General features: G+C 60.6%; 26 protein-coding genes. 10 read left to right on the top strand and 16 right to left on the bottom strand.

Going from position 1 to position 26,175, the window contains the following annotated elements; all coding sequences use genetic code 11:
* Positions 1-110: 110 nt before the first annotated feature.
* Entirely contained in the window at positions 111-1,310 is a 1,200-nt protein-coding gene (gene tyrS / locus H7995_RS06355; protein WP_166591538.1) for a tyrosine--tRNA ligase, read from the bottom strand.
* 209 nt (positions 1,311-1,519) lie between these two features.
* Between tyrS and H7995_RS06350 the strand changes: the two genes are divergently transcribed.
* Both H7995_RS06350 and H7995_RS06345 read left to right on the top strand, forming a co-directional pair.
* Positions 1,520-2,938, top strand: a complete 1,419-nt coding sequence (locus H7995_RS06350; protein ID WP_166591539.1) for a peptidoglycan DD-metalloendopeptidase family protein — start codon at positions 1,520-1,522, stop codon at positions 2,936-2,938.
* 3 nt (positions 2,939-2,941) lie between these two features.
* A complete protein-coding gene (locus H7995_RS06345) occupies positions 2,942-4,033 on the top strand; it encodes an anhydro-N-acetylmuramic acid kinase (RefSeq protein ID WP_185818132.1) in 1,092 nt (363 codons plus the stop codon).
* 72 nt (positions 4,034-4,105) lie between these two features.
* On the opposite strand, the gene erpA is transcribed toward H7995_RS06345, so the two are convergent.
* Positions 4,106-4,456, bottom strand: coding sequence for an iron-sulfur cluster insertion protein ErpA (gene erpA / locus H7995_RS06340; RefSeq protein ID WP_027617200.1), 351 nt, complete (start codon positions 4,454-4,456; stop codon positions 4,106-4,108).
* Between the two features lie 166 nt (positions 4,457-4,622).
* Positions 4,623-5,657, bottom strand: coding sequence for an N-acetyl-gamma-glutamyl-phosphate reductase (argC, locus tag H7995_RS06335; RefSeq protein WP_182342579.1), 1,035 nt, complete (start codon positions 5,655-5,657; stop codon positions 4,623-4,625).
* A 135-nt stretch (positions 5,658-5,792) separates the two neighbouring features.
* Between argC and hemJ the strand changes: the two genes are divergently transcribed.
* The 6 genes from hemJ to coq7 all read left to right on the top strand — a co-directional run bounded on the left by hemJ (position 5,793) and on the right by coq7 (position 10,233).
* Positions 5,793-6,224 carry a protoporphyrinogen oxidase HemJ gene (hemJ, locus tag H7995_RS06330; RefSeq protein WP_095170520.1) on the top strand — a complete coding sequence of 144 codons (432 nt, stop codon included), beginning with the start codon at positions 5,793-5,795 and terminating at the stop codon, positions 6,222-6,224.
* A 33-nt stretch (positions 6,225-6,257) separates the two neighbouring features.
* Complete coding sequence (locus H7995_RS06325; protein WP_182342582.1) at positions 6,258-7,226, top strand: NAD(P)H-dependent flavin oxidoreductase; 969 nt, start codon at positions 6,258-6,260, stop codon at positions 7,224-7,226.
* Positions 7,227-7,303: 77 nt separating this feature from the next.
* On the top strand, positions 7,304-8,209 hold the full coding sequence (locus H7995_RS06320) for a DUF805 domain-containing protein (protein WP_166591543.1): 906 nt from the start codon (positions 7,304-7,306) through the stop codon (positions 8,207-8,209).
* Between the two features lie 62 nt (positions 8,210-8,271).
* Entirely contained in the window at positions 8,272-9,060 is a 789-nt protein-coding gene (locus tag H7995_RS06315) for an SDR family NAD(P)-dependent oxidoreductase (protein WP_159998201.1), read from the top strand.
* Positions 9,061-9,141: 81 nt separating this feature from the next.
* Positions 9,142-9,480, top strand: coding sequence for a histidine triad nucleotide-binding protein (locus tag H7995_RS06310; protein WP_166591544.1), 339 nt, complete (start codon positions 9,142-9,144; stop codon positions 9,478-9,480).
* A gap of 105 nt (positions 9,481-9,585) precedes the next feature.
* On the top strand, positions 9,586-10,233 hold the full coding sequence (coq7, locus tag H7995_RS06305; RefSeq protein ID WP_095170529.1) for a 2-polyprenyl-3-methyl-6-methoxy-1,4-benzoquinone monooxygenase: 648 nt from the start codon (positions 9,586-9,588) through the stop codon (positions 10,231-10,233).
* Between the two features lie 111 nt (positions 10,234-10,344).
* Here coq7 and H7995_RS06300 read toward each other — a convergent pair whose 3' ends face one another.
* Positions 10,345-10,767 carry an OsmC family protein gene (locus H7995_RS06300; protein WP_005792019.1) on the bottom strand — a complete coding sequence of 141 codons (423 nt, stop codon included), beginning with the start codon at positions 10,765-10,767 and terminating at the stop codon, positions 10,345-10,347.
* A gap of 238 nt (positions 10,768-11,005) precedes the next feature.
* On the opposite strand from H7995_RS06300, the gene crp reads away from it, so the two are divergent.
* Positions 11,006-11,650 carry a cAMP-activated global transcriptional regulator CRP gene (gene crp, locus H7995_RS06295; RefSeq protein ID WP_166591545.1) on the top strand — a complete coding sequence of 215 codons (645 nt, stop codon included), beginning with the start codon at positions 11,006-11,008 and terminating at the stop codon, positions 11,648-11,650.
* Here the strand turns inward: crp and H7995_RS06290 are convergent.
* The 4 genes from H7995_RS06290 to H7995_RS06275 form a co-directional block, all read right to left on the bottom strand.
* The gene (locus tag H7995_RS06290) at positions 11,647-12,348 is read right to left on the bottom strand and encodes a lipoate--protein ligase family protein (protein WP_166591546.1); all 702 of its coding nucleotides are present in this window, start codon (positions 12,346-12,348) and stop codon (positions 11,647-11,649) included. The two genes, crp and H7995_RS06290, sit on opposite strands and share 4 nt — an antisense overlap.
* 66 nt (positions 12,349-12,414) lie before the next feature.
* A complete protein-coding gene (trpC, locus tag H7995_RS06285; protein ID WP_185818131.1) occupies positions 12,415-13,251 on the bottom strand; it encodes an indole-3-glycerol phosphate synthase TrpC in 837 nt (278 codons plus the stop codon).
* Positions 13,248-14,297: an anthranilate phosphoribosyltransferase gene (gene trpD, locus H7995_RS06280; protein ID WP_166591548.1), complete on the bottom strand. Its 1,050-nt coding sequence runs from the start codon at positions 14,295-14,297 to the stop codon at positions 13,248-13,250. Before trpD ends, trpC begins: the two co-directional genes overlap by 4 nt.
* Before the next feature lie 9 nt (positions 14,298-14,306).
* On the bottom strand, positions 14,307-14,900 hold the full coding sequence (locus H7995_RS06275; protein WP_166591549.1) for an aminodeoxychorismate/anthranilate synthase component II: 594 nt from the start codon (positions 14,898-14,900) through the stop codon (positions 14,307-14,309).
* A gap of 400 nt (positions 14,901-15,300) precedes the next feature.
* On the opposite strand from H7995_RS06275, the gene estP reads away from it, so the two are divergent.
* Complete coding sequence (gene estP / locus H7995_RS06270; protein WP_185818130.1) at positions 15,301-17,211, top strand: esterase EstP; 1,911 nt, start codon at positions 15,301-15,303, stop codon at positions 17,209-17,211.
* Between the two features lie 66 nt (positions 17,212-17,277).
* Here the strand turns inward: estP and trpE are convergent, their stop codons facing one another.
* The 8 genes from trpE to H7995_RS06230 all read right to left on the bottom strand — a co-directional run bounded on the left by trpE (position 17,278) and on the right by H7995_RS06230 (position 26,134).
* Positions 17,278-18,759, bottom strand: a complete 1,482-nt coding sequence (trpE, locus tag H7995_RS06265; RefSeq protein ID WP_182342594.1) for an anthranilate synthase component I — start codon at positions 18,757-18,759, stop codon at positions 17,278-17,280.
* A gap of 70 nt (positions 18,760-18,829) precedes the next feature.
* Positions 18,830-19,648 (bottom strand): phosphoglycolate phosphatase, encoded by an 819-nt coding sequence (locus tag H7995_RS06260; protein ID WP_166591552.1) that lies wholly within the window; start codon positions 19,646-19,648, stop codon positions 18,830-18,832.
* Positions 19,645-20,319, bottom strand: coding sequence for a ribulose-phosphate 3-epimerase (gene rpe, locus H7995_RS06255; RefSeq protein WP_095170546.1), 675 nt, complete (start codon positions 20,317-20,319; stop codon positions 19,645-19,647). The genes H7995_RS06260 and rpe overlap by 4 nt, the downstream gene beginning before the upstream one ends.
* An 80-nt stretch (positions 20,320-20,399) precedes the next feature.
* On the bottom strand, positions 20,400-21,548 hold the full coding sequence (locus H7995_RS06250; protein ID WP_182342597.1) for an iron-containing alcohol dehydrogenase: 1,149 nt from the start codon (positions 21,546-21,548) through the stop codon (positions 20,400-20,402).
* 151 nt (positions 21,549-21,699) lie between these two features.
* Complete coding sequence (locus H7995_RS06245) at positions 21,700-22,524, bottom strand: ABC transporter permease (protein WP_027926741.1); 825 nt, start codon at positions 22,522-22,524, stop codon at positions 21,700-21,702.
* A gap of 13 nt (positions 22,525-22,537) precedes the next feature.
* Complete coding sequence (locus H7995_RS06240; protein ID WP_166591554.1) at positions 22,538-23,785, bottom strand: ABC transporter permease; 1,248 nt, start codon at positions 23,783-23,785, stop codon at positions 22,538-22,540.
* A gap of 136 nt (positions 23,786-23,921) precedes the next feature.
* The gene (locus tag H7995_RS06235) at positions 23,922-24,965 is read right to left on the bottom strand and encodes an ABC transporter substrate-binding protein (protein WP_166591555.1); all 1,044 of its coding nucleotides are present in this window, start codon (positions 24,963-24,965) and stop codon (positions 23,922-23,924) included.
* Positions 24,966-25,009: 44 nt separating this feature from the next.
* Positions 25,010-26,134 carry an ABC transporter ATP-binding protein gene (locus tag H7995_RS06230; RefSeq protein WP_166591556.1) on the bottom strand — a complete coding sequence of 375 codons (1,125 nt, stop codon included), beginning with the start codon at positions 26,132-26,134 and terminating at the stop codon, positions 25,010-25,012.
* Positions 26,135-26,175 lie beyond the last annotated feature (41 nt).

Raw genomic sequence — 26,175 nt, 5'->3', positions numbered from 1 at the left:
ACGAAAACTGCGCAACTCATTGTTTACCAAGGAGTTTTCCGTTTCGACTGCGCCGGAAGTGGGGCGAATTATAGACTGTTACAATTCGCCGTCAAGCCCTTATTTCAACATTACTCGGATTTAAGCGTAATACGCGCAAATGCCTTCTTGCCAGCCTGGCAAACATGGGTCGCACCCAGTACGCATATAAAGGTGCGATCAACCACTTCACCATCAACGCGTACACCACCCGAACCGAGCAAGTCACGAGCAACCGCCGAGTTCTTTACCAGCCCCGCCTTATTAAGAACGGCCGCGATCGGCATATCTTCAGTGGCCGTCAGTTCGATTTCCGGCAGGTCGTCTGGCAGCTCGCCTTCTTTCATGCGATTGCCCGCCGCGCGGTGAGCATTGGCCGCAGCCTCTTCACCATGGAAGCGCGCGACGATCTCTTCAGCCAGCTTGATCTTGATATCCCGCGGATTGGCACCCGCCTCGACATCGGCACGCAACGCATCGATCTCTGCCATCGAGCGGAAGCTCAGCAGCTCGAAATAACGCCACATCAGCGCATCCGGAATCGAAACCAGTTTGCCGTACATGACGCCCGGAGCCTCCTGAATCCCGACGTAGTTGCCCAAAGACTTGGACATCTTCTTGACGCCATCCAGCCCCTCAAGCAACGGCATGGTCAGAATGCACTGAGCTTCCTGACCATAACCCCGCTGCAGCTCACGCCCCATCAACAGATTGAACTTCTGGTCGGTGCCGCCCAGCTCGACATCGGCGCGCAAAGCCACCGAGTCGTAACCCTGGACCAGCGGATAGAGGAACTCGTGAATCGCGATTGGTTGATTGGTCGAGTAGCGCTTGTCGAAGTCATCGCGCTCAAGCATCCGCGCCACGGTGTACTGCGAAGTCAGGCGAATGAAGTCCGCCGGCCCCATCTGATCCATCCAGGTGGAGTTGAACGCCACTTCGGTCTTCGCCGGATCGAGGATCTTGAACACCTGAGTCTTGTAGGTCTCGGCATTCTCGAGAACCTGCTCACGGGTCAGGGGCGGACGGGTCGCGCTCTTGCCGCTCGGATCACCGATCATCCCGGTGAAGTCGCCAATCAGGAAGATCACCTGGTGACCCAGATCCTGGAACTGACGCAGCTTATTAATAAGCACCGTGTGACCCAGGTGCAAATCGGGCGCAGTTGGATCAAAGCCAGCCTTAATACGCAGCGGCTGGCCGCGCTTGAGCTTCTCGATCAGCTCGGACTCGACCAACAGTTCTTCCGCACCACGTTTGATCAGCGCTAGCTGCTCTTCAACCGACTTCATAACCAACCTGCAAGGCTCAGATTCAAAGGGACCCAACCATACAAGATCGCGCACCAAATACAAGTTTTGCCCGGCGCACGGCCAGCAATCCACGAACAGAGCACTCGCGGCTTGCTTAAGAGATGATTTGGTTATATTTTATACAGTTATTTCATCTTCATCATGTCATTCATCTTTTCCAATTCATCTTTTCCAAAGTCAAATTACCTATGACCACAGAACCGTCTAAAGCGCCGCCGCTTTATCCGAAGACTCACCTGCTCGCTGCGAGCGGCATTGCCGCCTTGCTCAGCCTGGCGCTCCTGGTGTTTCCATCCAGTGACGTCGAAGCCAAAAAGACCACCCTGAGCCTTGAACTGGAAAGCCCCTTAGAACAACTGACACAAGATCAAGACGCTGCCGACACCGCCCAAGCCACAATTGAACCCGTAGAACCCCCCTTCGCCCAGATCGAAAACAGCACCGAAGACACCCCGCAAACCGCTCAAGCGGCCCCTGCTCCGGTGGTTGAAGAGAAAAAAGCGCCGAGCCACCGCGAAGTAATTGTTGCCAAGGGTGACACGCTGTCCACGCTGTTTGAAAAAGTTGGCCTGCCCTCCACGACCGTGAGTGAAATCCTCGCCAGCGACAAGCAAGCCAAGCTCTTCACCCAGCTCAAACGCGGCCAGAAACTCGAGTTCGAGCTCGGCCCGGACGGCCAACTGACGACGCTGCACAGCAAGATCAGCGACCTCGAAAGCATCAGCCTGAGCAAGAATGCCAAGGGTTACGCCTTCAATCGCACTACGGCCAAGCCGACCGTACGCACCGCTTATGTCCACGGCGTGATCAACAGCTCGCTGTCCCAGTCGGCCGCGCGTGCCGGCCTGTCCCACAGCCTGACCATGGACATGGCCAGCGTGTTTGGCTACGACGTCGACTTTGCCCAGGACATTCGCCAGGGTGACGAATTCGACGTGATCTACGAACAGAAAGTGGTCAACGGCAAAGCTGTCGGCAATGGCCCGATCCTGTCCGCCCGCTTCACCAACCGCGGCAAGACCTACACCGCCGTGCGTTACACCAACAAACAAGGCAATAGCAGCTACTACACCGCCGATGGCAACAGCATGCGCAAGGCGTTCATCCGCACACCGGTGGACTTCGCCCGTATCAGTTCGCGTTTCTCCATGGGCCGCAAGCACCCAATTCTGAACAAAATCCGCGCCCACAAAGGCGTCGACTACGCCGCGCCACGTGGTACGCCGATCAAGGCTGCCGGTGACGGCAAGGTCCTGCTGGCAGGTCGTCGCGGTGGCTACGGCAACACCGTGATCATTCAACACGGCAACGCCTACCGCACCCTGTACGGGCACATGCAAGGCTTCGCCAAAGGCGTGAAGACCGGTGGCAGCGTCAAGCAGGGCCAGGTGATCGGCTACATCGGTACCACTGGCCTGTCGACTGGGCCGCACCTGCACTATGAGTTCCAGGTCAACGGCGTCCACGTCGATCCTCTGGGCCAGAAACTGCCCATGGCGGATCCGATCGCCAAGGCCGAACGAGCGCGCTTCCTGCAACAGAGCCAGCCGCTGATGGCGCGCATGGAACAAGAGAAAGCCACCCTGCTCGCTTCGAGCAAACGCTAAGCCATGGCGCTCTATATCGGCTTGATGTCCGGGACCAGCCTGGATGGCCTGGACATTGCGCTGATCGAGTACGAGGGGGCGATCAAGCTGATTGCCACCCACTACATCCCCATGCCTGACTCCCTGCGCACCGAGCTGCTTGGCTTATGCGCCAGCGGCCCGGACGAGATTGCCCGATCGGCGATTGCCCAGCACAACTGGGTCACCCTGGCGGCGAAGGGCATCAATGCCCTGCTGGCCGCGCAACAGCTCCAAGCCGCCGACATCCGCGCGATCGGCAGCCACGGCCAGACCATCCGCCACGAGCCCGCACGGGGATTCACCGTGCAAATCGGCAACCCAGCCCTGCTCACCGAGCTCACCGGCATCAGCGTCGTCAGCGACTTCCGCAGCCGTGATGTCGCGGCCGGTGGCCAAGGCGCACCGCTGGTACCAGCCTTCCACGAAGCCCTGTTTGGCCAGCATCACGGCAATCGTGCGGTGTTGAACGTGGGTGGCTTCAGCAACCTGAGCCTGATTGAAACGGGCAAGCCGGTCTCGGGATTCGACTGCGGCCCCGGCAACGTCCTGCTGGATGCCTGGATTCATCAGCAACGCGGGGAAACCTTCGACCGCGATGGCGTTTGGGCGGCCAGTGGCCGTGTCGAGCCAGCCCTGCTGAATGCCTTGCTCAGTGACCCCTTCTTCCTGACCAAGGGCCCGAAAAGCACCGGCCGGGAAGTGTTCAACCTGCCCTGGCTGACTCAGCACCTGGCGCGCCTCCCAGCATTTGCCGCCCAAGACGTACAGGCCACGCTGCTTGAGCTGACCGCCCTGACCATTGTCGAATCACTGCAAGCCGCGCAGGTCGATACCCAGACCCTGCTGGTGTGCGGGGGCGGCGCCCACAATGCTACGCTGATGGCCCGCCTCGCCAGCCTGCTGCCCAATGCTGGCGTCGACAGCACCGCAGCTTACGGTGTCGACCCAGACTGGGTCGAAGCCATGGCCTTTGCCTGGCTGGCCCATTGCTGCCTCGAAGGTATCCCGGCCAATCGCCCCAGCGTTACCGGCGCCCGCGGCCTGCGAGTCCTCGGCGCCATCTACCCCGCCTGAACGCCAGACAGCAAAACGCCGCAAAGCCTTGGGCCATGCGGCGTTGAGTAAAGCGGATACTGCGTGTAGCGATCAGATCGAGAACGAGGAGCCACAACCGCAGGTGGTTGTCGCATTCGGGTTCTTGATCACAAACCGCGAACCTTCCAGACCTTCCTGATAATCCACCTCGGCACCGGCCAGGTACTGGTAGCTCATCGGGTCGACCACCAGGCTCACACCTTCGCGCTCGACGATGGTGTCGTCATCGGCCACTTCTTCATCGAAGGTAAAGCCGTATTGAAACCCTGAACAACCGCCGCCCGTAACAAATACGCGCAGCTTCAAGCGATCATTACCCTCTTCATCGACCAGGCTCTTCACCTTGTGCGCGGCACCGTGGGTGAATTGCAAAGCCGTGGGGGTGAAGGATTCGACGCTCATGCTGACTATCTCCCGGCGTTACGCCGCCATAATGCGTGATGACGGGCATTATCCGCTTCTCCCAGAAAATCGGTCAACTATTGTTATGGTATAGCAATCAACCTAACCCGCTTCCCAGACAGCAAAAAGGCCCGCTGACGGGCCTTTTTGTTCGACGCTGCGATGCTTAAGGCAGCATGCCCGCGTGGGACAGCCCCAGGCGTTCATCCAGGCCAAACAGGATGTTCAGGTTCTGCACCGCCTGGCCCGAGGCGCCTTTGACCAGATTGTCGATCACCGACAACACCACCACCAGGTCGCCATCCTGCGGACGGTGCACCGCGATCCGGCAGACGTTGGCACCGCGTACGCTACGGGTTTCCGGGTGGCTGCCAGCCGGCATGACATCGACGAACGGTTCGTTGGCGTAGCGCTTCTCGAACAATGCCTGCAGGTCAACGGAGCGATCGACCACTGTCGCATACAGCGTGGAGTGAATGCCGCGAATCATCGGGGTCAGGTGCGGCACGAAAGTCAGGCCAACGTCCTGGCCAGCGGCGCGACGCAGGCCCTGGCGAATTTCTGGCAGGTGGCGGTGGCCTTTGACGGCATAGGCCTTCATGCTTTCCGACGTTTCCGAGTACAGCGAACCGACAGCCGCGCCGCGACCCGCACCGCTGACCCCGGACTTGCAGTCAGCGATCAGGCGCGAAGTGTCGGCCAGACCCGCTTCCAGCAGCGGCAGGAAACCCAGTTGAGTGGCCGTTGGATAGCAACCCGGCACCGCAATCAGGCGAGCCTGCTTGATCTGCTCACGGTTGACTTCCGGCAGGCCATAAACCGCCTCCTCCAGCAACTCTGGCGCACCGTGCGGCTGGTTGTACCACTTGGCCCACTCATCCGCGTCCTGCAGACGGAAGTCGGCGGACAGGTCGATGACCTTGGTCCCGGCCGCGAGCAACTCGCCCGCCAGGGCGTGAGCGACGCCGTGAGGGGTGGCGAAGAACACCACATCGCAGGCACCCAGGGTCTTGATGTCCGGAACGCTGAATGCCAGGCCATCGTAGTGGCCACGCAGGTTCGGGTACAGGTCAGCCACGGCCAGACCGGCCTCGGATCGGGAAGTGATCACCACCACTTCTGCTTGCGGATGCTGTGCCAACAGACGCAGCAATTCGACACCGGTGTAACCCGTGCCGCCGACGATACCGACCTTGACCATAAACCTGCCCTCAACGAACCCACTGGAAAGCCGACGATAATAGGGGCCGCGCGCCCCTGCGACAACCGCCAAGGTGACGTGCGGGCGCTCAAGCCTCTACTATTCGGGCTACCGTGAACCTGGGAATAACTAAAAATGCTTTATCTGTGGCTCAAAGCTTTTCATATCATCAGCGTCGTGTGCTGGTTTGCCGGCCTGTTTTACCTACCGCGCCTGTTCGTCTACCACGCTCAAAGCGAAGACAGCATCAGCAAGGAGCGCTTCAGCCTCATGGAGCGCAAGCTGTACCGGGGCATCATGGGCCCGGCAATGATCGCCACGCTGATCTTTGGCGGCTGGCTGATCAGCCTCAACCCCAGCGCCTACTTCACCCAGGGCGGCTGGATGCACGCGAAGCTGACACTGGTGGTGTTGCTGATCGGCTACCACCACATGTGCGGCGCCCAGGTGAAGCGCTTTGCCCGTGGCGAAAACACCCGCAGCCATGTCTTTTATCGCTGGTTCAACGAAGTGCCGGTTCTGATATTGCTGGCTATTGTAATTTTGGTCGTGGTACGGCCGTTCTAATCCTACTGAACACTTTTCATCGGGGTACTTCCAATGTCGCTGCCCGCTTTGCTTGAACAACACCTGCGCCTGCCCGTCGTGGCGGCGCCGATGTTCCTGATCTCCAACCCACAGCTGGTGCTGGCGTGCTGCCGCAATGGCGTGGTGGGCAGCTTTCCGGCCCTGAACCAGCGCGAAAGCAGCGGCTTCAAGGCCTGGCTGGAGGAGATCGAAGCGGGTCTGGCGCTGCTGCAGAACCCCGCGCCGTATGCCGTGAACCTGATTGTGCACAACAGCAATCCACGGCTGCAGGCCGACCTGGCGATCTGCATCGAGCACAAAGTGCCGATCGTGATCACCAGTCTCGGCGCAGTGAAAGAAGTGGTGGATGCGGTGCACAGCTACGGCGGCCTGGTGTTCCACGACGTGACAACCCGCCGGCATGCCGAGAAAGCCGCCGAGGCCGGGGTCGATGGCTTGATCGCCGTTGCCGCCGGCGCCGGTGGTCACGCTGGCACATGGAGCCCCTTCTCGCTGATTGCCGAAATCCGTCAGTTCTTCGACAAGACCCTGCTGCTGGCCGGCTGCCTGAACCACGGCCATGAAATTCTCGCCGCGCAACTGCTCGGCGCGGACCTGGCCTACTTCGGCACACGGTTTATCGGCACCACTGAAAGCCATGCACCTGAGGCTTACAAGCAGATGCTGCTGACGTCCAGAGCAGCAGACATCGTTCATACGCCAGCGGTCTCAGGCGTACCGGCAAGTTTCATGCGCCAAAGCCTGCTCAACGCCGGTTTTGATCTTGAAGCGCTGCAAGGCAAGGGCGAAATCAACTTTGGCGCCAAGCTCAAGCCCATCAGCGATGAAGCCAAAGCGTGGAAAACCGTATGGTCTGCCGGGCAGGGCGTCGGTGAAATCGACGACCTGCCCAGCGTTGACGAACTGGTCGCCCGGCTGGATGCCGAGTACCGTAAAGCGCAGGAACTGGCGGCCCAACTGACCAAACGCTGGCCGCGCTAAGCCATCCACCCTGGGTCAGCCGGGTACGGTTGACCCAGGCAATGCCCCCCGATCAATCGCGACAAGGAAGTACCGGCATGAGCGAAAAACGCTTCAAGATCGTCTTCGACGGCGCCCTGCTGCCAGGCGTCGAGATCACCACGGCGAAACTCAATCTCGCCGAACTGTTCAAATGTGACGTCAGTGCCATCGAGCGGCTATTCAGTGGCGAACCCGTCGCCCTCAAGCACAACCTTTCCCAAGCCGACGCGCACACCTATCTCACGGCCCTGGCAAAGACCGGCGTTGATGCGCGGATCGAGGCCGAGCCTTCGATCGAACTCGACCTGAGCGAAGTCAAACCCGTCACGGCGCCGCTGCCGGAGGCCGACACCTCTCCCTACGCCCCGCCCCGCGCGCCAGTGGGTGAGGTCAACACGACGTTTTCCGAACTCAAGGTCTTCAGCGTCCAGGGCCGTATCGGTCGCTTGCGGTATCTGGCCTGGTCGCTGGCTGCGCTGCTGATCATGGGCGGGGTCGCCGGCACAGTGGGATTGGGCCTGTTGGCGAGCGATAACATGGTGTTAGCGGCAATTGTTTGTGTCGTCGGCCTGCTTGCCTACTTCTATGTGAATATCACCATCAGTGTGCAGCGCCTGCATGACCTGGGCTGGTCCGGCTGGCTGTGGTTTCTGAACCTGGTACCCGTTGTGGGCGGCCTGTTTCCCATCGCGATGGCGGTCATCCCGGGCAACCCCGGCGCCAACCGCTACGGTGCACCGCAACCGCCCAACAGCACGGCGGTGAAGGTGCTGGCCGGACTTTGGCTGGTGGTGATTGCCGTGGTGTTTGTCGGCGCATTGGCGGGCGGCCTCAGTGCCGTCACGCAAGAATACGAAAGCACCATGAGCAGCAGCTACGAGATCGACGAGCCGGCTGAAAACGTTGAGGCAGACGATGCGGCGCAACCTGCCCTGCCCCCTGTAGACTATGAGAAAGAATAAACGCGCTGGCGACCTGTGAGCTCTCTGTCCACAGGCCGCGAGCCGTTGCGATGGAGAACTGCATGACCCGTTACGCTCTGATCACTGGCGCTTCCAGCGGCATCGGTCTGGCCATGGCCGAAGCCCTGGCACGCCGAGGCCGCAGCCTGATTCTGGTGGCTCGCCAACGTGATCAGCTGGAAAGCATCGCCATCGAATTGACCCAGCGCTTTGGCGTCGAGGTGCTGTTTCGCGCCTGCGACCTGGGTGAACCGCTACGTTTGTCCGGCTTTCTGCTGGAGCTCGAAGAAGGCGAGCGGCAGATCGACCTACTGGTCAATTGCGCCGGCATCGGCACCTGCGGGCCATTCCTGGCCCAGGACTGGATGACCGAGCAAGACCTGATTGAAGTCAACATCCTCGCCCTCACGCGCCTGTGCCACGCCATTGGCAACAGCATGGCCCTGCAGGGTGGCGGGCAGATTCTCAACGTGGCCTCCGTAGCGGCCTTCAACCCAGGCCCCTGGATGAGCACCTACTACGCCAGCAAAGCCTACGTGCTGCACTTTTCCGAAGGCCTGCGGGTAGAGTTGAAAAAATGTGCGGTCAAGGTTTCGGTGCTGTGTCCCGGCCCGACCCGCACCGCATTCTTCCGCACCGCACAGTTGGACGACAGCAAACTGAACGCCAGCAAGCTATTGATGAGCCCCGAAGAAGTGGCGTTGTACACCGTGCGGGCACTGGATAAAAACCGCGCAATCATCATCCCCGGACGACGCAATCGCTGGTTCGCCTTCCTGCCGCGCCTGGGCTCGCGCTGGTTGACCCGAACCATCGTCGGCATGGTCAACAAGGCCTATTGCCCGCGCTGAACAACAACGCAATAAAAGGTCGGGCGCCGGAGTGGCCCCTTCAGTACACTCAGTGCGGCCCATCAACATGGAGAAACAGCTGTGGATACTCTGTTCACCAAGATCATCAACAGAGAAATACCTGCCAAGATCATTTACGAGGATGACCAGGTCCTGGCCTTCCACGACATCGCCCCGCAGGCACCCGTGCACTTCCTGGTCATCCCGAAGAAACCGGTGCGCACCCTCAACGACCTCACCGAGGACGACAAGGCGCTGGCCGGGCATATTCTGTTCACCGCCCAACGCCTGGCGCTGGAACTGGGCTGCGAAGAAGGCTTTCGTGTGGTGATGAACTGCAATGAACAGGGTGGGCAGACCGTCTACCACATTCATATGCACGTCCTGGGTCAACGCCAGATGCACTGGCCGCCGGGCTGATCCCCCTGTTGCTCCGGGTCGTGTCGTCAATCGTCATGACCCAGGGCAAACCTTCCCCTACCGATTGCGGTAAACTGGCCGCCGAGATTCTTCCCGGAGGTCAGCATGACTACCCAACGTCACTACTCGCCCATTGACCGTCTTCTGTTGCAAGCCGATACCGCGATGCGCACCTTGCTGCCCTTCAGTGGCCAGCCTTATCGCCCGTCTCCGGCCATCCTGCAGCCAGAAAGCAAAATGAGCGACGAAGACACCCGGCACGTCGCCGGCCTGATGCGCATCAACCATACCGGTGAAGTCTGTGCCCAGGCGCTGTATCAAGGCCAGGCCCTGACCGCCAAGCTGCCGCAAGTGCGGGCAGCGATGGAGCATGCGGCCGAGGAAGAGATCGATCATCTGGTCTGGTGCGAACAACGCATCCGCCAACTGGGTAGCCATACCAGCATCCTCAACCCGTTGTTCTACGGCATGTCGTTCGGCATCGGTGCAGTAGCCGGGTTGATCAGCGACAAAGTCAGTCTGGGTTTCGTCGCCGCGACCGAAGATCAGGTCTGCAAGCACCTGAATGAACACCTGGAGCAACTGCCGGCCGAGGACGAGAAGTCGCGGGCCATTCTTGAGCAGATGCGCATTGACGAAGAACAGCACGCCGAAAGTGCGCTGGATGCCGGCGGTTTCCGCTTCCCGGCGCCGGTGAAGTTCGGCATGAGCCTGTTGGCCAAGGTCATGACCAAAAGTACCTACCGCATTTGACACACCTCGACACCGGGACAAAAAAAGGGCGCTGATCTCAGCGCCCTTTTTTGTACCCGCAGCAATCGCATTAAAAGGCCCTGCCCCCCCCTTCGCGATGACGAACTCGACTCAACCCAGCTCGATGATTTCGTAGTCGTGGGTGATGGCAACGCCCGCAGCCCCCAGCATGATCGATGCCGAGCAGTACTTCTCTGCCGACAACTCGATGGCACGCTTGACCTGGGCTTCCTTGAGCGCCCGACCCTTGACGACAAAATGCATGTGGATCTTGGTGAATACCTTGGGATCTTCAGTCGCACGCTCGGCTTCAAGGAAGGCTTCGCAGCTTTCCACCGCCTGGCGCGACTTCTTGAGGATGCTGACCACGTCGAAATTGCTGCAACCGCCCACGCCGAGCAGGAGCATTTCCATCGGCCGAACCCCAAGGTTGCGACCACCGGCCTCGGGCGGACCGTCCATGACCACGACGTGACCACTGCCGGATTCACCGAGGAACATGGCTTCGCCAGCCCATTGGATGCGTGCCTTCATCGCCAAGTCTCCACTGTAAAAAAAGGGTCGCCAGCTTAGCACAGGGCTTGGGATAGGCAGCGTGCCACTGCAGCACGAGCCAGCCGCCGCGGTCATTGATAATTTCTCTAATGACGAAAGAATGTGTCTGTTAAGCTGGCGCCAATTCACTGGCGCGACACCCACCCTAAAACGCACGCTCTGCAGCGCCTCATAAAAACAACCACGTCATACCGTGCAGTCTTTTCGGGATTCAACCATGGTTGCTATTACCCCAACCCCCAAGATCAAGAACCTCGACAAGCTCCTGATGCATTGCCAGCGCCGTCGCTACCAGGCCAAGAGCAATATCATTTGTGCAGGTGACCGTTCCGACACACTGTTTTTCATTATCAAGGGTTCAGTCACCATCCTGATCGAGGATGACGAAGGCCGGGAAATGATCATCGCCTACCTCAACCCTGGGGACTTTTTTGGCGAATTGGGTTTGTTTGAGCAAGCAGGCCAGGAGCAAGAACGCAGTGCGTGGGTGCGCGCCAAGGTCGAGTGCGAAGTCGCCGAGATCAGCTACAGCAAATTCCGCGAACTGTCCCAGCACGACCCCGACATTCTCTACGTGCTCAGCGGGCAGATTGCCCAGCGTCTGCGTAACACCACACGCAAGGTCGGTGACCTGGCGTTCTTCGACGTCACCGGCCGGGTTGCGCGCTGCCTGCTGGAGCTGTGCAAACAACCCGACGCCATGACCCACCCCGACGGTATGCAAATCAAAGTCACCCGTCAGGAAATCGGCCGAATCGTCGGCTGCTCTCGGGAAATGGTCGGGCGCGTACTCAAGGACCTGGAAGAGCGCAACCTGGTGAACGTCAAGGGCAAGACCATGGTGGTGTTCGGCACCCGCTAAGGCGCCAGCACTTCGGCCAGCATCTGCCGATACAACGTGTCCAGGCGCTCAATAGCCTGGGGAGCGGCGAATTGTTCATGCAGGGCGATATGACTTGCCGCACGCACCCGCTGCTCAAGGCCGCACACCTCGTTAAACCGGTTGACTGCCTGCACCATCGACTCACGCTCATCGTCCAGCAGCAATGCACCATGCACCAACCCTACCGGCCGCTGCCCACCCTTGCTCTGGCGCCAGCGTTGCGCGGTGCCAACCATCTTGCGACCGTCGAGGTTGACGTTGAAGCGTCCATCACAGAACGCCCCCTCCACCTCCCCCAACGATGCCTTGCCGCCCAGCTCCGTCAGCAACGTGCAAATCGGATCGCACAGGCGCCGATAGGCGGTCTCGATGCGTGCGTGATCACCTTCGTGGCGCGGCGGCGCATAGACCAGCGCAATATTGATGGTCGCCGCCGACTGCGGCACCGGCTCCCCCCCGGTTTCACGCAATAATACCGGCCAGCCATTGGCGGCCGACGCCGCACAGGCGGCGTCGAACCCCGGCAAACGGCTCAAGCGCCGGGGCATGACCAGCGCACGATCGCTTGGCTGCCAGAACAGCAGAGCGAAATCCTGGTCGCCGGCACACACCGTCGCCAGCAAATCCTGCTCAGCTTGCAGGCCCGCTTCGACGGTCAAGGCAATGGGTTGGGTCATGGCAGGCAAATCCTTGGCTGTGGATACAAAAAAGCCGGCATCGCCGGCTTCTTGATTAAATCGGGTTCAGTCGAGTGTAGAACCGCTGATCGGCACACCACGCTCCGGGAAGAACAGACGTTGCAGCTCCGTCCCAGGGTTCTCGGCGCGCATGAAGGCTTCACCCACCAGGAACGAATACACCTCACTGATTTCCATCAGCTCGACATCCGCTCGGTTGAGGATGCCACTTTCGGTGATCACCAGGCGATCGCGAGGGATGCGCGGCAACAGATCGAGGGTGGTTTCCAGATTCACTTCAAACGTATGCAGGTTGCGGTTGTTAACCCCAACCAGCGGCGTGTCGAGGATGTTTAATGCCCGCTCCAGCTCGTCACCATCGTGAACTTCCACCAGTACGTCGAGGCCAACGCCTTTGGCAACGGCCGCCAGCTCAGCCATCTTGACGTCGTCCAGCGCGGAGACGATCAGCAACACACAATCGGCGCCCAGTGCACGGGCTTCAACGATCTGGTACGGATCAATCATGAAGTCCTTGCGAATCACCGGCAGGTTGCACGCCGCGCGAGCCTGTTGCAGGTATCTATCTGCACCCTGGAAGTAATCGACATCGGTCAGCACCGAAAGGCAGGTTGCCCCGCCCTTCTCGTAGCTGACCGCGATTTCGTCAGGAACGAAGTGCTCGCGGATCACCCCTTTGCTTGGTGACGCTTTCTTGATTTCGGCGATGACCGCCGGCTGCTTGAGCTTGGCTTGCTTGATCAACGCATTGGCAAAACCACGAGGTGCATCTGCAACCTTTGCCAGGGCTTCCAGTTCGGCCAGTGTCACGCGAGCGCTACGCTCAGCGACTTCCTCAACTTTGCGGGCGAGAATTTTCTCGAGCACCGTCGGTACACTCATGCTTCATTCTCCACTTTGAATACCGCAGTAAATGCACCCAACTCTTCGAGCTTCTCGCGCGCTAGGCCGGTGTGCAATGCGTCATGAGCCAGGGCAACGCCCTCTTTCAGACTGCTCGCATGATCAGCGGCATACAGCGCAGCACCCGCGTTGAGCACAATCATTTCGGCCGCTTTCTGGCCGTTCTCGGTTTTACGGCGACCCAGTGCATCGCGAATCAGTTCCAGCGAAGCCGCCGGGCTTTCCACTGCCAGACCGTGCAAACTCTGGCTCTTCATGCCCAGGTCTTCAGGTTCGACCCAATACTCGGTGATCTGGTCATTCTTCAGTTCGGCGACAAACGTCGGCGCCGCCAGACTGAACTCATCCAGGCCATCCTTAGAATGCACCACCAGCACGTGTTGGCTGCCCAGACGTTGCAATACCTCGGCCAACGGCCGGCACAACGCCTGACTGAACACCCCCACCACCTGATGTTTCACACCGGCCGGATTCGTAAGCGGGCCAAGCATGTTGAACAGCGTGCGCAAACCCAGGTCCCGCCGCGGACCTGCCGCATACTTCATCGCACGATGGTGGGATTGGGCAAACATAAAACCAATACCAACGTTGTCGATGCAACGTGCCACCTGCACCGGCGTCAGATTCAGGTAGATCCCGGCGGCCTCCAGCAAGTCGGCGCTGCCACTCTTGCCCGAGACGGCACGGTTACCGTGTTTAGCCACGGTGCAGCCGGCAGCTGCCACCACAAAAGAAGAAGCGGTCGAGACGTTGAAAATGTTCGCACCGTCGCCGCCGGTGCCTACCACATCCACCACGCCATCGAGGGTTTTCAGCTCGACCCGGTCCGCCAGTTCGCGCATCACCGACACGGCGCCGACGATTTCGTCGATGCTCTCGCTCTTCATGCGCATGGCCATCATGAACGCGCCAATCTGTGCGTCCGTGCATTGCCCGGTCATGATTTCGCGCATCACATCGCGCATTTCCTCAGTGCTCAGGTCCAGGTGGCCGACGATACGGCTCAGGGCAGTCTTGATATCCATGGAAAGTCCTTAGCGCGTGCCGCCGGTTTGTTTGAGGAAGTTGGCGAACAGTTCGTGGCCCTGCTCGGTCAGAATCGACTCAGGGTGAAATTGCACACCCTCGATGTTCAACGTCTTGTGGCGCAGGCCCATGATCTCATCGACCGAACCGTCTTCAAGCTGGGTCCAGGCAGTCAGCTCCAGGCAATCGGGCAGGGTTTCGCGCTTCACAATCAGGGAATGATAGCGAGTGACGGTCAGCGGGCGGTTCAGACCTGCAAACACACCCTTGTCCTCGTGGAATACCGGACTAGTCTTACCGTGCATGACTTGGCGGGCACGCACCACATCGCCACCAAACGCTTGGCCGATCGACTGGTGCCCCAGGCAGACGCCAAGGATCGGCAGCTTGCCGGCGAAATACTTGATGGCTTCGATCGACACACCGGCTTCGGTCGGCGTGCAGGGGCCGGGGGAAACGACGATGCGCTCGGGGTTGAGTGCTTCGATCTGGGCGATGGTCAGCTCATCGTTGCGCACGACCTTGACCTCTGAGCCCAGCTCGCCGAGGTACTGCACAACGTTGTAGGTAAAGGAGTCGTAGTTATCAATCATCAGCAACATGGGTTCAAACCTCTTGAATTCACTGACTTTTAAAACAGCCTTCGAATGATTGACCCGCACAGTGGCGTCGCTCGGTCAGATGCTGGAAGTGGAGCCAGCAAAAGCGGCAGTTCATACGGGTATAGAAGGCAAACGGGGACAGGTCCGGCCGGGCCGGCAGAGAAAGTTCAGGCGCGCCAACGCCAACGGGCGTGTGCCTTGACGACTTGATCCAAGAGTTTGCTGACGATCAACACGGGGAAGGTCTCATTCATACATTCCAGCACAGTAACTTAGCTGAGCAGAGGGTGCAATATGGCGTAGCGCTAGCGGGTGATACGGCCTTTAGCCATAGCTAAAGCGCAAAAGTTTTTGGTACTGTCGTTTTGTTCAACACAACAATAAATAAACGGACTTGATCATGATCAGACAGACGCTGTTTGTACCGCTGGCAGGAGGCCTTCTTGCGATGGCTTGCGCCCAAGCGATCGCTGCACCAACGCCTTACTCGAACTTCGTGGTCTTTGGCGACAGCCTCAACGATGCCGGCCAGTTCGCTGACCCGGACGGCCCGGTAGGCGCCACGCAGCGCTACACCAACCGCGTGGGGCCAACCTACAAGGACGGCAGCGGGGAAGTCCGTTCCGCCAACTCGACACAATTGCTGGGGGGCAAACTGGGGTTCTCGGATGATCAGACCGCCGCCTCGACCTCGGCGGTCCGCGCCGAGCAGGGCCTGGCCGATGGTAACAACTGGGCCGTCGGCGGTTATCGCACTGACCAGATTCTCGACTCCATCACCACCACCTCAGCCACCGGCGAGCGCTCACGCCCAGGTTATCTGCCCAGCAATGGCTTGCGCGCCGATCCCAACGCCCTCTATTACCTCTCCGGGGGCGGCAACGACTTTCTCCAGGGCCGGATTCTCAACCCCGCCCAGGCCGACGCGGCTGCCGGCCGGTTGGTCGATAGCGTGCAAACCCTGCAGCAGGCGGGCGCCAACTACATCATGGTCTGGCTGCTCCCGGATATCGGCCTGACGCCGGCAATCAACGGCAGCCCACTACAAGGTTTCGTCTCCCAACTCAGCACACAGTTCAACACCGAACTGGTGCGACAACTGCAGAGCGTTGACGCCGAAATCATCCCGCTGAACATTCCGGTGTTGCTCAACGAAGCCTTCGCCAACCCGGCGCAATTCGGCCTGGCCACCGACCAGAACCTCACCGCCACCTGCTTCAGCGGCAATGGCTGCACGGAAAACGCCCGGTACGGCATCAACAGCGCCACCCCCGACCCCAGCAAGCTGATCTACAACGACTCGGTCCACCCCACCGAAGCCGGACAGCGCCTGATCGCCGACTACGCCTACTCCTTGCTGGCCGCACCCTGGGAAGCCTCGCTGTTGCCCGAAATGGCCCACGGCACACTGCGTGCGCACCAGGATGAACTGCGCAACCAATGGCAAGCCGACTGGGAAAACTGGCAGGGCGTCGGCCAATGGCGAGCCATTGTCGCTGGCGGTGGCCAGCACCAGGACTTCGACGGCCAGAACAGCGCCGCCAGTGGTGATGGCAGCGGCTACAACCTGAACATCGGCGGCAGCTACCGCCTCAACGATGCCTGGCGTGTCGGCGTCGCAGCCGGGTTCTATCGCCAGAACCTGGAAGCCGGCAACAACGACTCGGACTACAAACTCAACACCTACATGGGCACCGCCTTTGCGCAGTACCAGCAAAACCGCTGGTGGGCGGACGGCGCCCTGACGGCCGGGCACCTGGACTACGACAGCCTCAAGCGCAAGTTCGACCTGGGCGTCAACGAACGCGGCGAGAAAGGCGATACCAGCGGTACCGTGCTGGCAGCCAGTGGCCGCATCGGCTACGACATCGCACAACAGGCGAGCAGCCCGTGGCACCTGTCACCCTTCCTCAGTGCGGATTTCGCCAAGGTCAAAGTCGACGGTTACTCCGAGGACGACAACACCGCCACTGCGCTGACCTATGATGACCAGACCCGCAACTCGCGCCGCCTGGGCATCGGCCTGCAGGGCAAGTACCTGTTCACTGCGCAAACCCAGGTGTATGGCGAATACGCCCACGAGCGCGAGTATGAAGACGACACCCAAGACGTGACCATGAACCTCAACACCCTGCCCGGTAACCCGTACACCCTGGCCGGCTACACGCCGCAGTCCCACACCAACCGCCTGAACCTGGGCGTCAGCCACAAGCTCACAACCGACCTGGCGTTGCGGGCCGGCTACAACATCCGCAAGGACGATGATTTCACCCAGCAAGGGGTGAATGTCGGCGTGGTGCTGGACTTCTAAAACACCGAGCCAAAAAAAACGCTGCCTCCTCGCGGGGGCAGCGTTTTTTTGTGCCGCGCTAAAGCCTCAGTCCTGAGGCGTTTGCTCGGCCAGTGCGACAGCGCGGAACATGGCGCGGCGCTTGTTCAGGGTTTCTTCCCATTCCAGCGCTGGCACCGAGTCGGCCACGATGCCGCCGCCAGCCTGTACGTGCAATTCGCCGTTCTTGATCACGGCCGTGCGGATCGCAATCGCGGTGTCCATGTTGCCGTTCCAGGCGAAGTAACCCACCGCCCCACCGTACACACCGCGTTTGACCGGCTCCAGTTCGTCGATGATTTCCATCGCGCGAATCTTCGGCGCGCCCGACAAGGTGCCGGCCGGCAGAATCGCCCGCAACGCATCCATTGCGGTCAGGCCGGCTTTCAACTGGCCCGTGACGTTGGAGACGATGTGCATCACGTTGGAATAACGCTCGATGACCATTTTCTCGGTCAGCTTCACCGAACCGATTTCCGACACCCGCCCGGTATCGTTGCGGCCCAGGTCGATCAGCATCAGGTGTTCGGCGATTTCCTTGTCGTCCGACAGCAGGTCCTCTTCCAGCGCCAGGTCGGCTTCTTCGTTGGCGCCGCGAGGACGAGTACCGGCAATCGGGCGCACAGTGATCAGGTTGTCTTCAACCCGCACCAGGACTTCCGGCGAACTGCCAACCACATGGAAGTCGCCGAAGTTGAAGAAGTACATGTACGGCGTCGGGTTGAAGCAACGCAGGGCGCGATACAAATCAATGGGCGCCGCCTTGAAGTCGATGGACATCCGTTGCGATGGCACCACCTGCATGCAGTCACCCGCCAGGATGTACTCCTTGATGGTGTCGACGGCGCGCTCGTAATCGGCTTGCGTGAAACTGGAGCGGAACACCGGATCCGCCGCCTGCTGCTTGCTGAAATCCAGGCCACGGCGCGGGGTAATCGGCTGGCGCAGTTGCTCCAGCAACTGTTCGAGGCGCGCCTGCCCTTGCTCGAAAGCGTTTTCCTGCGCCGGGTCGGCCAGCACGATGGCGTGCATCTTGCCCGCCAGGTTGTCGAACACCACCACCGCATCGGAAACCATCAGCAAGATGTCCGGCACGCCCAGCGGATCAGGGTTCGGGCACTTGCCCAGACGCTTCTCCACATAGCGCACGCAGTCATAGCCGAAGTAACCGACCAGGCCACCGTTGAAGCGCGGCAGGCCTGCAATCGTCGGCACGTTGTAGCGCGCCTTGAAGGTCTCGACGAAGGCCAGCGGGTCTTCGACATCGTGGCTTTCGACCTCGACCCCGTCGACGGTCACACTCACATGCAGGTCATGCACCCGCAGTACCGTGCGGCACGGCAGGCCGATGATCGAGTAGCGCCCCCACTTCTCCCCGCCCTGCACCGACTCCAACAGGTAGGAGTTGGGTTGATCGGCCAGTTTCAGGTAGATCGACAGCGGCGTGTCGAAGTCGGCAAGGGTTTCACAGGCAAGCGGAATGCGGTTGTAGCCGGCAGCGGCCAAACGCAGGAATTCTTCGCGGATCATGAGGTGCCTCGTGGCATGAGGGTCTAACGGTCAGGTGTGCAAACGCGCCGGCTAGCCGGCCAGGATCACGTCAGGCGCGCCAACGCCAGCGGGCCAGGGCCTTGATGACTTTCATCCAGAGTTTGCGGGTAACCACCACGATGGCATTTCCAGGAGGGGATTGAACAGCGTCGGGCAACGTTATCCCAGCGGCTGAATCCAGGCAACCGGGAATTAGCTTGCGCAGATCGTCGATCACCAGCGCGGGCGATTCTTCGGCAATCGGCCGGCCATGGTTATAGCCGTAGCTCAGGGCCACACACTTGACGCCCGCCGCCTTGGCCGCCAGGACGTCACTGCGCGAGTCGCCGACGAACAGCGACTGCGACGCCGGTACGTTGGCCATTTTCATCACGAAGAACAGCGCGGCCGGGTCAGGCTTTTTCTGCGCCAGGGTATCGCCGCCGATGATCCACTTGAAATAGCGGCCGATCTTCATCTGGTCCAGCAAGGGCGCGACAAAGCGCTCCGGCTTGTTGGTGATCAGCGCCATCTCGACACCCTGCTTGTGCAACCACTTGAGGGTGTCGCGCACGCCGGGGTAGACCACCGTCAACTCATGGCCGTCGGCATAGGCGTCCATGAAGATCTCCAGCGCATGTTCGGCCTCGACGTCATCGACCTGACTGTGGTCGATATCACCCGCCAGCGCGCGGCGCACCAGCACCGGAGCACCGTTGCCGACCCACTCGCGCACGGCGCCAAGGCCTGCCGGCGCGCGCCCCAGCTTGAGCAGCATGTGATCCACGGCCACTGCCAGGTCCGGCACCGAATCGATCAGGGTGCCATCCAGATCGAACATCACCAGCCGCGGCAATTGCCCTGGGAACAGCTGCTCAAAACCGCTCATGGACGAGCCAGCGCCAGTTCGGCACGCATCTTCTCGATCACTTCCTGGTAGTTCGGCGCGTTGAAGATCGCCGAGCCGGCCACGAAAGTGTCAGCGCCAGCCGCAGCGATTTCGCGGATGTTGTTGACGTTCACCCCACCGTCGATTTCCAGGCGGATGTCACGGCCCGAGGCGTCAATCAGCGCGCGCGCTTCACGCAGCTTGTCGAGGGTCGCCGGAATGAACTTCTGGCCGCCGAAACCCGGGTTGACGCTCATCAGCAGGATCATGTCGACCTTGTCCATCACGTACTTGAGTACGTCCAGCGGAGTCGCCGGGTTGAACACCAGGCCGGCCTTGCAACCGCCTTCGCGGATCATCTGCAAAGAGCGATCGACGTGAATCGTGGCGTCCGGGTGGAACGTGATGTAGGTGGCACCGGCCTCGATGAAGTCACCGATGATGCGGTCGACCGGCGACACCATCAGGTGTGCGTCGATTGGCGCGGTAACGCCGTACTTGCGCAGTGCCGAGCAGACCATCGGACCAATGGTCAGGTTAGGCACGTAGTGATTGTCCATGACATCGAAGTGGACGATGTCGGCACCCGCGGCCAGAACGTTGTCCACTTCTTCACCCAGGCGGGCGAAGTCGGCGGAGAGAATCGACGGAGCAATAGCGAAGGGCTGCATGACGCACCTTTTTTGAGCAGGATCACGATGGCGCGCATTGTATACCTCATGCTTTGGCGCGCGCACCGTGGCTGTAACGATCAGTAGGCCGCTCGATAGATCTTCTCGATATCAAGGGCCGTCAACTGACGCGGGTTATTGCGCATCAAACGCTCGATTCCCGCGGCCTCCAGCGCCATGGCCGGGATCGCATCCTGCGGTACGCCGACACTGCGCAAGCCCTGGGGGATCTCCACTGCGGCACACAGTCGCGCCATCGCCTCGACGGCATGATCCGCCGCTTCATCGGCGCTCAGGTGCGTGATCGTGAGGCCAAAGGCCTGGGCAATGTCCTGCATACGCTCCACGCACGCCATCTTGTTCCAGGCCATCACATGGGGCAGCAACAGTGCATTGCTCACGCCATGGGCAATGTTGAAGCGCCCGCCCAGAGGATAGGCCAGGGCATGCACCGCGCCGACCCCGGCGTTGCCGAACGCCATACCGGCCATCAGGCTGGCCGTGGCCATGTCCTCACGGGCCTGCAGGTTCGCGGGATTGGCATAGGCCTTGGGCAGCGCCTTGGCGATCAGCTTGATGGCTCCGATGGCCAGGGCGTCGGTGATCGGCGAAGCGTTCACCGACAGGTAAGACTCGACCGCATGCACCAGGGCATCCACCCCACTGGCGGCGGTGACACTGCGCGGACAGGTCAGGGTCATTTGCGGGCTGACCAGCGCCACGTCGGGCAACAGGTAGTCGCTGACGATGCCTTTTTTCAGTTGGGCGTGCTTGTCGGAGAGGATTGCCACGTTGGTGACTTCCGAGCCGGTGCCGGCGGTGGTCGGGATCGCGATCAGCGGCGGCCCCTTGCGTGGCACCTGGTCGACCCCGAACAAATCCTCGAGTGCGCCGTGATAACCGGCATAGGCCGCGACACTCTTGGCAATATCGATGGCACTGCCGCCGCCCAGGCCGATCAGGCCGTCATGCCCGCCCTCGCGGTAGACGCGCATGCAGTCCTCGACGATGGCAATTTCCGGGTCAGGCAACACCCGGTCGAAAATCTCGTAGGTGCGCCCACCCAGGTGTGCCAGCGCCAGCTCCACCGTGCCCGACTTGAGCAACGCCGCATCGGTAACAATCAGCGGGTGGTCGACATCCAGGCGGGTCAGTTCAGCGGCCAGTTGCTCGATGGCACCTGCGCCGGTGAGCAGCTTATGAGCGATTTTGAAAGAACAAAGACTCATGTGCGCAGCCTCTTATCGATAGGGGAGCTGGGCACAATAGTAGCTGTGGATTGGGTTTTGTCTGTTATTCAGCCAGTGAATGGCCAGAAACCCGAGCAGTGCTCCAGGTGTGAGCGTGCGTGCTCGCTCACACCTGGGGTGATGCCAGGCTTCAGACCTGTGCCGTACGCAATTTCTCACTGCGCCCACGCAACCACTCCAGGGTCAGCAGCAGGATTACCGAGAAAGCAATCAGCAGCGTCGCGGCGGCGGCGATGGTCGGGCTGAGGTTTTCGCGGATACCGCTGAACATCTGCCGGGGCAACGTCGCTTGCTCGGGGCCGGCGAGGAACAAGGTCACCACCACTTCATCGAACGAGGTCGCAAAGGCGAACAGCGCACCGGAAATCACCCCAGGGGCGATCAACGGCAAGGTCACCCGGCGGAACGCCGTCAGGGGCGAGGCGCCGAGGCTGGCCGCGGCACGCACCAGGTTGTGGTTGAAGCCTTGCAAGGTCGCCGACACCGTGATGATCACGAACGGCACACCCAGTACCGCGTGCACCACAATCAGCGAGAAGAAGCTATTACCCAGTCCCAGCGGGGCGAAGAACAGGTAACTGGCCACCCCGATGATGACCACGGGCACCACCATCGGCGAAATCACCAGGGCCATCACCAGCGCCTTGCCCGGGAAGTCGCCACGGGTCAGGCCAATGGCCGCCAGCGTCCCGAAGACCATCGCCAGCACGGTCGCGGCCGGGGCCACGATGATGCTGTTCTTCAGTGCGCGCATCCATTCGGCCGAGGCGAAGAAGTCCTGGTACCAGTGCAGCGAGAAGCCTTGCAGCGGATAGACCAGGAAACTGCCGGAGTTGAATGACAGCGGGATAATCACCAGCACCGGCAGGATCAGGAACAACAGAATCAAGCCGCAGAGAATCCGCAAGCTGTAGAACCACACCCGCTCAACGGGGGACATATAAGGACTCAGCATTTCGATACTCCCCTTAGCTCAGGCGCAGGCGGCTGGCGCCCACCAGCCAGCTGTAAATCAGATAAAGCACGATGGTCGCCAACAGCAGCAGCCCGCCGAGCGCCGTCGCCATGCCCCAGTTGATACTGGTGTTGGTGTAGAAGGCGACGAAGTAGCTGACCATCTGATCGTTCGGGCTGCCCAGCAATGCCGGAGTGATGTAGTAACCAATCGCCAGGATGAACACCAACAGGCACCCGGCACCGACACCGGCATAGGTCTGCGGGAAGTACACCCGCCAGAAGCTGGCGAACGGATGGCAACCCAGGGAAATCGCCGCCCGCATGTAGGTCGGCGAGATGCCTTTCATCACGCTGTAGATCGGCAGGATCATGAACGGCAGCAGAATGTGCACCATCGAGATGTACACCCCGGTGCGGTTGAACACCAGTTCCAGGGGTTTATCGATAATGCCCATGGCCATCATTGCGCTGTTGATCAACCCGCCCGATTGCAGCAACACGATCCACGCCGCCACCCGCACCAGGATCGAGGTCCAGAACGGCAGCAACACCAGGATCATCAGCAGGTTGCTTTGCCGGGATGGCAAGTTGGCCAGCAGGTAAGCCAGGGGATAAGCCAGTGCCAGGCAGATGGCCGTGATCACCAGGCCCATCCAGAAGGTGCGGGCAAAGATGTCGAGGTAGATCGCCTGGTCGGGGGTGGCCGGGGCGACTTCACCCAGATCGTCGATGCGGTGGTCAACGGCCGCCAACAGATAGTAAGGCGTGAGGCTACTGGTATTGCGGCGCACGGCCTGCCAATAGGCGGGGTCGCCCCAGCGTTCGTCCAGCGCTTCGAGCGCGTCTTTATAAGACGCCGGCTCGCTCTTGAACGGCAGCGCGCGGGCGGTTTTGGTCAGCAGGCTGCGATAGCCGGCCAACTCCATGTTCAGGCGCTTGGACAGGTCGCCCAAGGTTTGATTCTTACGGGCTTCGGCCAGGTCTTCGCTGGCAGCCTTGTACACCGGGTCCGCAGGCAGGCCTCGGCCATCCCAGGCAGCGATCGCCGCCACGGTGCGCGGCATGCCGCCGACCACTTCCGGGTTACCGACGCTTTTGTAGAGCAGCGCCACAATCGGCACCAGAAACACCAGCAACAGAAACAGCACCAACGGCGCAATCAAGGCTTGGGCCTTCCAGCGGTTGACCCGCTCGGCACGCGCCAGGCGCTGCTTCAAGGTGCGATGGGTGCCCTCGTTCAGGGGAACGGCGATGGCCATGGCGAACTCCGAAAATCTTTGATCGTTACAGAGGCAGACCAACAACCTGTTGGAGCGAACAAGCTCGCTCCAAAAGGGACTGCGGTGTCAAACCTCTAACTGACTGGCATTGAGCAGCCCTACCACAGGGTCGTGCTTACTTCGCGGCCCAGGAATTGAAACGCTGCTCCAGTTGCTCGCCGTTGTCCGCCCAGAAGCTGACGTCGATCTGCACCTGGTTGGCGATGTTTTCCGGAGTGGTCGGCATGTCTTTCAGAATTTCCGGGTTCAACAGCGGTACTGCCTGGGTGTTGGCCGGGCCGTAGGCGATGTTTTCCGAGTAGGTTTTCTGCTGTTGTGGCATGACCGAGAACGCGATGAATTTCTTCGCCGCTTCAGCGCGGGTCTTGTCCAGGCCTTTAGGAATGGCCCATGCGTCGAAGTCGTAGATACCGCCGTTCCACACCACTTTCAGGTTGCTTTCCTTTTGCACGGCAGCGATCCGGCCGTTGTATGCCGAGCTCATGACCACGTCACCGGACGCCAGGTACTGTGGCGGCTGAGCGCCCGCTTCCCACCACTGGATGCTCGGTTTGAGTTCGTCGAGCTTCTTGAAGGCACGGTCCTGGCCATCTTTACCGGCCAGCACTTTATAGACGTCTTTCGGGGCCACGCCGTCGGCCATCAAGGCGAATTCCAGGGTGTACTTGGCGCCTTTACGCAGGCCGCGCTTGCCCGGGAAGTTCTTGGTGTCCCAGAAGTCGGCCCAACTGGTCGGCGCGGTTTTCAGCTTGTCGGCGTTGTACGCCAGCACGGTCGACCAGACGAAGAAGCCCACGCCGCACGGCTGGATCGCACCCTTGACGTAATTGTCGGGGTTACCGAACAGCGCGGGGTCGAGTTGCTCGAACATGTCCTCGTCGCAACCGCGGGACAGCTCTGGCGACTCTACTTCCACCAGGTCCCAGGACACGCTCTTGGTGTCGACCATGGCCTTGACCTTGGCCATTTCACCGTTGTATTCACCGGCGACGATCTTGCCGTTGCCCGCTGCTTCCCAAGGCGCATAGAAGGCCTTGACCTGTGCGGCCTTGTTCGCGCCGCCAAACGACACCACGGTCAGGTCGGAGCCCGCGGCCATCGCGTGTGCCGCAGCCATCATGCCCAGAGCCAGGGTGGTGAATTTCAGGGATTTCAACATTTATTGTTATCTCCACGTGCAGGGTTGGTGAAGCAAGGGGGCGATCAATTCGCCTCTAGAAGGGGGTCGAGAGCACGTACGTGTTCGACCTGCCAGCCAAGCGGCACCACGTCTCCGACGGCCAGCGCCGGATCCAGCTCGGCGATCGGCTGTTTCACGAAGAAATCGGTCTTGCCGCAGACTTCCAGGCGCACACGGACGTGGTCGCCCAAATAGATGAATTCCGCCACCCGCCCGGAGAAACGGTTGACGCACGACTCACTGGAGCCATTGAGGCTGACACGCTCCGGACGAATGGACAGGGTCACCGGCTCGCCGGTCTTGCCGACATTCACCGCCAGCGCCTCGACCTTTTCCCCGCGCCCAAGCTCCACAATGCAGCGCTCGCCGGTCTGGCTGTGCAGACGGCCGTTGAGGCGGTTGTTTTCGCCAATGAAGTTGGCGACGAAGGTATTTTTCGGTTCTTCGTACAATGTGCGCGGTGGGGCGATCTGCTGGATTTCGCCTTGATGGAACACCGCCACCCGGTCAGACATGGTCAGGGCTTCGCCCTGGTCGTGGGTCACATAGACCACGGTCACACCCAGGCGCTGGTGCAGGTGCTTGATCTCCATCTGCATGTGTTCACGCAGCTGTTTATCGAGGGCGCCGAGCGGTTCGTCCATCAACACCAGTTGCGGTTCGAACACCAGCGCCCGGGCCAGGGCCACCCGCTGCTGCTGGCCACCGGAAAGCTGGGCCGGGTAGCGCTGGGCGAAGGCGTCGAGCTGGACCATGCTCAGGACACGCTTGACCCGGTCACTCACGTCGCTCTTGTTCAGGCCACGCACGGTCAGCGGGAACGCGAGGTTCTCGGCCACCGTCATGTGCGGGAACAGGGCGTAGTTCTGGAACACCATGCCGATGTCACGCTTGTGCGGCGGCACATTGTTGATCGAACGCCCGGCCAGCAGGATCTCGCCGGCGGTCGGGGTTTCGAAACCGGCGAGCATCATCAGGCTGGTGGTCTTGCCGGAGCCGGAGGGCCCGAGCAAGGTGAGGAACTCGCCTTTGCGAATATCCAGGTTGAGGTCTTTGACGATCAGGTTCTCGCCGTCGTAGCTCTTCTGCACGCCACGAAAGCTGACCAGTACATCATTGGTCCCCGCGCTTGAATCGACCTCGCTCATACCCACACCTTTATTGTTGATGACTGCCGTGGATTAAGCCT

The organism is Pseudomonas kielensis, from assembly GCF_014236655.1.
GTDB classification, from domain to species: domain Bacteria; phylum Pseudomonadota; class Gammaproteobacteria; order Pseudomonadales; family Pseudomonadaceae; genus Aquipseudomonas; species Aquipseudomonas kielensis.
The sequence above is the reverse complement of the archived record's forward strand: the minus strand, read 5'-3'. Positions and strand labels throughout refer to the sequence as shown.

Coding starts and splice junctions, on each gene's coding strand:
- H7995_RS06260 (WP_166591552.1), bottom strand. CDS start 19,648: ATGAGCGGTTTTGAGCAGCTGTTCCCAGGGCAATTGCCGCGGCTGGTG.
- erpA (WP_027617200.1), bottom strand. CDS start 4,456: ATGAGCGTCGAATCCTTCACCCCCACGGCTTTGCAATTCACCCACGGT.
- trpE (WP_182342594.1), bottom strand. CDS start 18,759: ATGATCCGCGAAGAATTCCTGCGTTTGGCCGCTGCCGGCTACAACCGC.
- argC (WP_182342579.1), bottom strand. CDS start 5,657: ATGGTCAAGGTCGGTATCGTCGGCGGCACGGGTTACACCGGTGTCGAA.
- trpC (WP_185818131.1), bottom strand. CDS start 13,251: ATGAGTGTACCGACGGTGCTCGAGAAAATTCTCGCCCGCAAAGTTGAG.
- rpe (WP_095170546.1), bottom strand. CDS start 20,319: ATGCAGCCCTTCGCTATTGCTCCGTCGATTCTCTCCGCCGACTTCGCC.
- tyrS (WP_166591538.1), bottom strand. CDS start 1,310: ATGAAGTCGGTTGAAGAGCAGCTAGCGCTGATCAAACGTGGTGCGGAA.
- H7995_RS06235 (WP_166591555.1), bottom strand. CDS start 24,965: ATGTTGAAATCCCTGAAATTCACCACCCTGGCTCTGGGCATGATGGCT.
- estP (WP_185818130.1), top strand. CDS start 15,301: ATGATCAGACAGACGCTGTTTGTACCGCTGGCAGGAGGCCTTCTTGCG.
- H7995_RS06315 (WP_159998201.1), top strand. CDS start 8,272: ATGACCCGTTACGCTCTGATCACTGGCGCTTCCAGCGGCATCGGTCTG.
- H7995_RS06320 (WP_166591543.1), top strand. CDS start 7,304: ATGAGCGAAAAACGCTTCAAGATCGTCTTCGACGGCGCCCTGCTGCCA.
- H7995_RS06290 (WP_166591546.1), bottom strand. CDS start 12,348: ATGACCCAACCCATTGCCTTGACCGTCGAAGCGGGCCTGCAAGCTGAG.
- H7995_RS06300 (WP_005792019.1), bottom strand. CDS start 10,767: ATGAAGGCACGCATCCAATGGGCTGGCGAAGCCATGTTCCTCGGTGAA.
- H7995_RS06325 (WP_182342582.1), top strand. CDS start 6,258: ATGTCGCTGCCCGCTTTGCTTGAACAACACCTGCGCCTGCCCGTCGTG.
- H7995_RS06245 (WP_027926741.1), bottom strand. CDS start 22,524: ATGCTGAGTCCTTATATGTCCCCCGTTGAGCGGGTGTGGTTCTACAGC.
- trpD (WP_166591548.1), bottom strand. CDS start 14,297: ATGGATATCAAGACTGCCCTGAGCCGTATCGTCGGCCACCTGGACCTG.
- H7995_RS06250 (WP_182342597.1), bottom strand. CDS start 21,548: ATGAGTCTTTGTTCTTTCAAAATCGCTCATAAGCTGCTCACCGGCGCA.
- H7995_RS06230 (WP_166591556.1), bottom strand. CDS start 26,134: ATGAGCGAGGTCGATTCAAGCGCGGGGACCAATGATGTACTGGTCAGC.
- hemJ (WP_095170520.1), top strand. CDS start 5,793: ATGCTTTATCTGTGGCTCAAAGCTTTTCATATCATCAGCGTCGTGTGC.
- coq7 (WP_095170529.1), top strand. CDS start 9,586: ATGACTACCCAACGTCACTACTCGCCCATTGACCGTCTTCTGTTGCAA.
- H7995_RS06275 (WP_166591549.1), bottom strand. CDS start 14,900: ATGTTGCTGATGATTGATAACTACGACTCCTTTACCTACAACGTTGTG.
- H7995_RS06240 (WP_166591554.1), bottom strand. CDS start 23,785: ATGGCCATCGCCGTTCCCCTGAACGAGGGCACCCATCGCACCTTGAAG.
- H7995_RS06345 (WP_185818132.1), top strand. CDS start 2,942: ATGGCGCTCTATATCGGCTTGATGTCCGGGACCAGCCTGGATGGCCTG.
- crp (WP_166591545.1), top strand. CDS start 11,006: ATGGTTGCTATTACCCCAACCCCCAAGATCAAGAACCTCGACAAGCTC.
- H7995_RS06350 (WP_166591539.1), top strand. CDS start 1,520: ATGACCACAGAACCGTCTAAAGCGCCGCCGCTTTATCCGAAGACTCAC.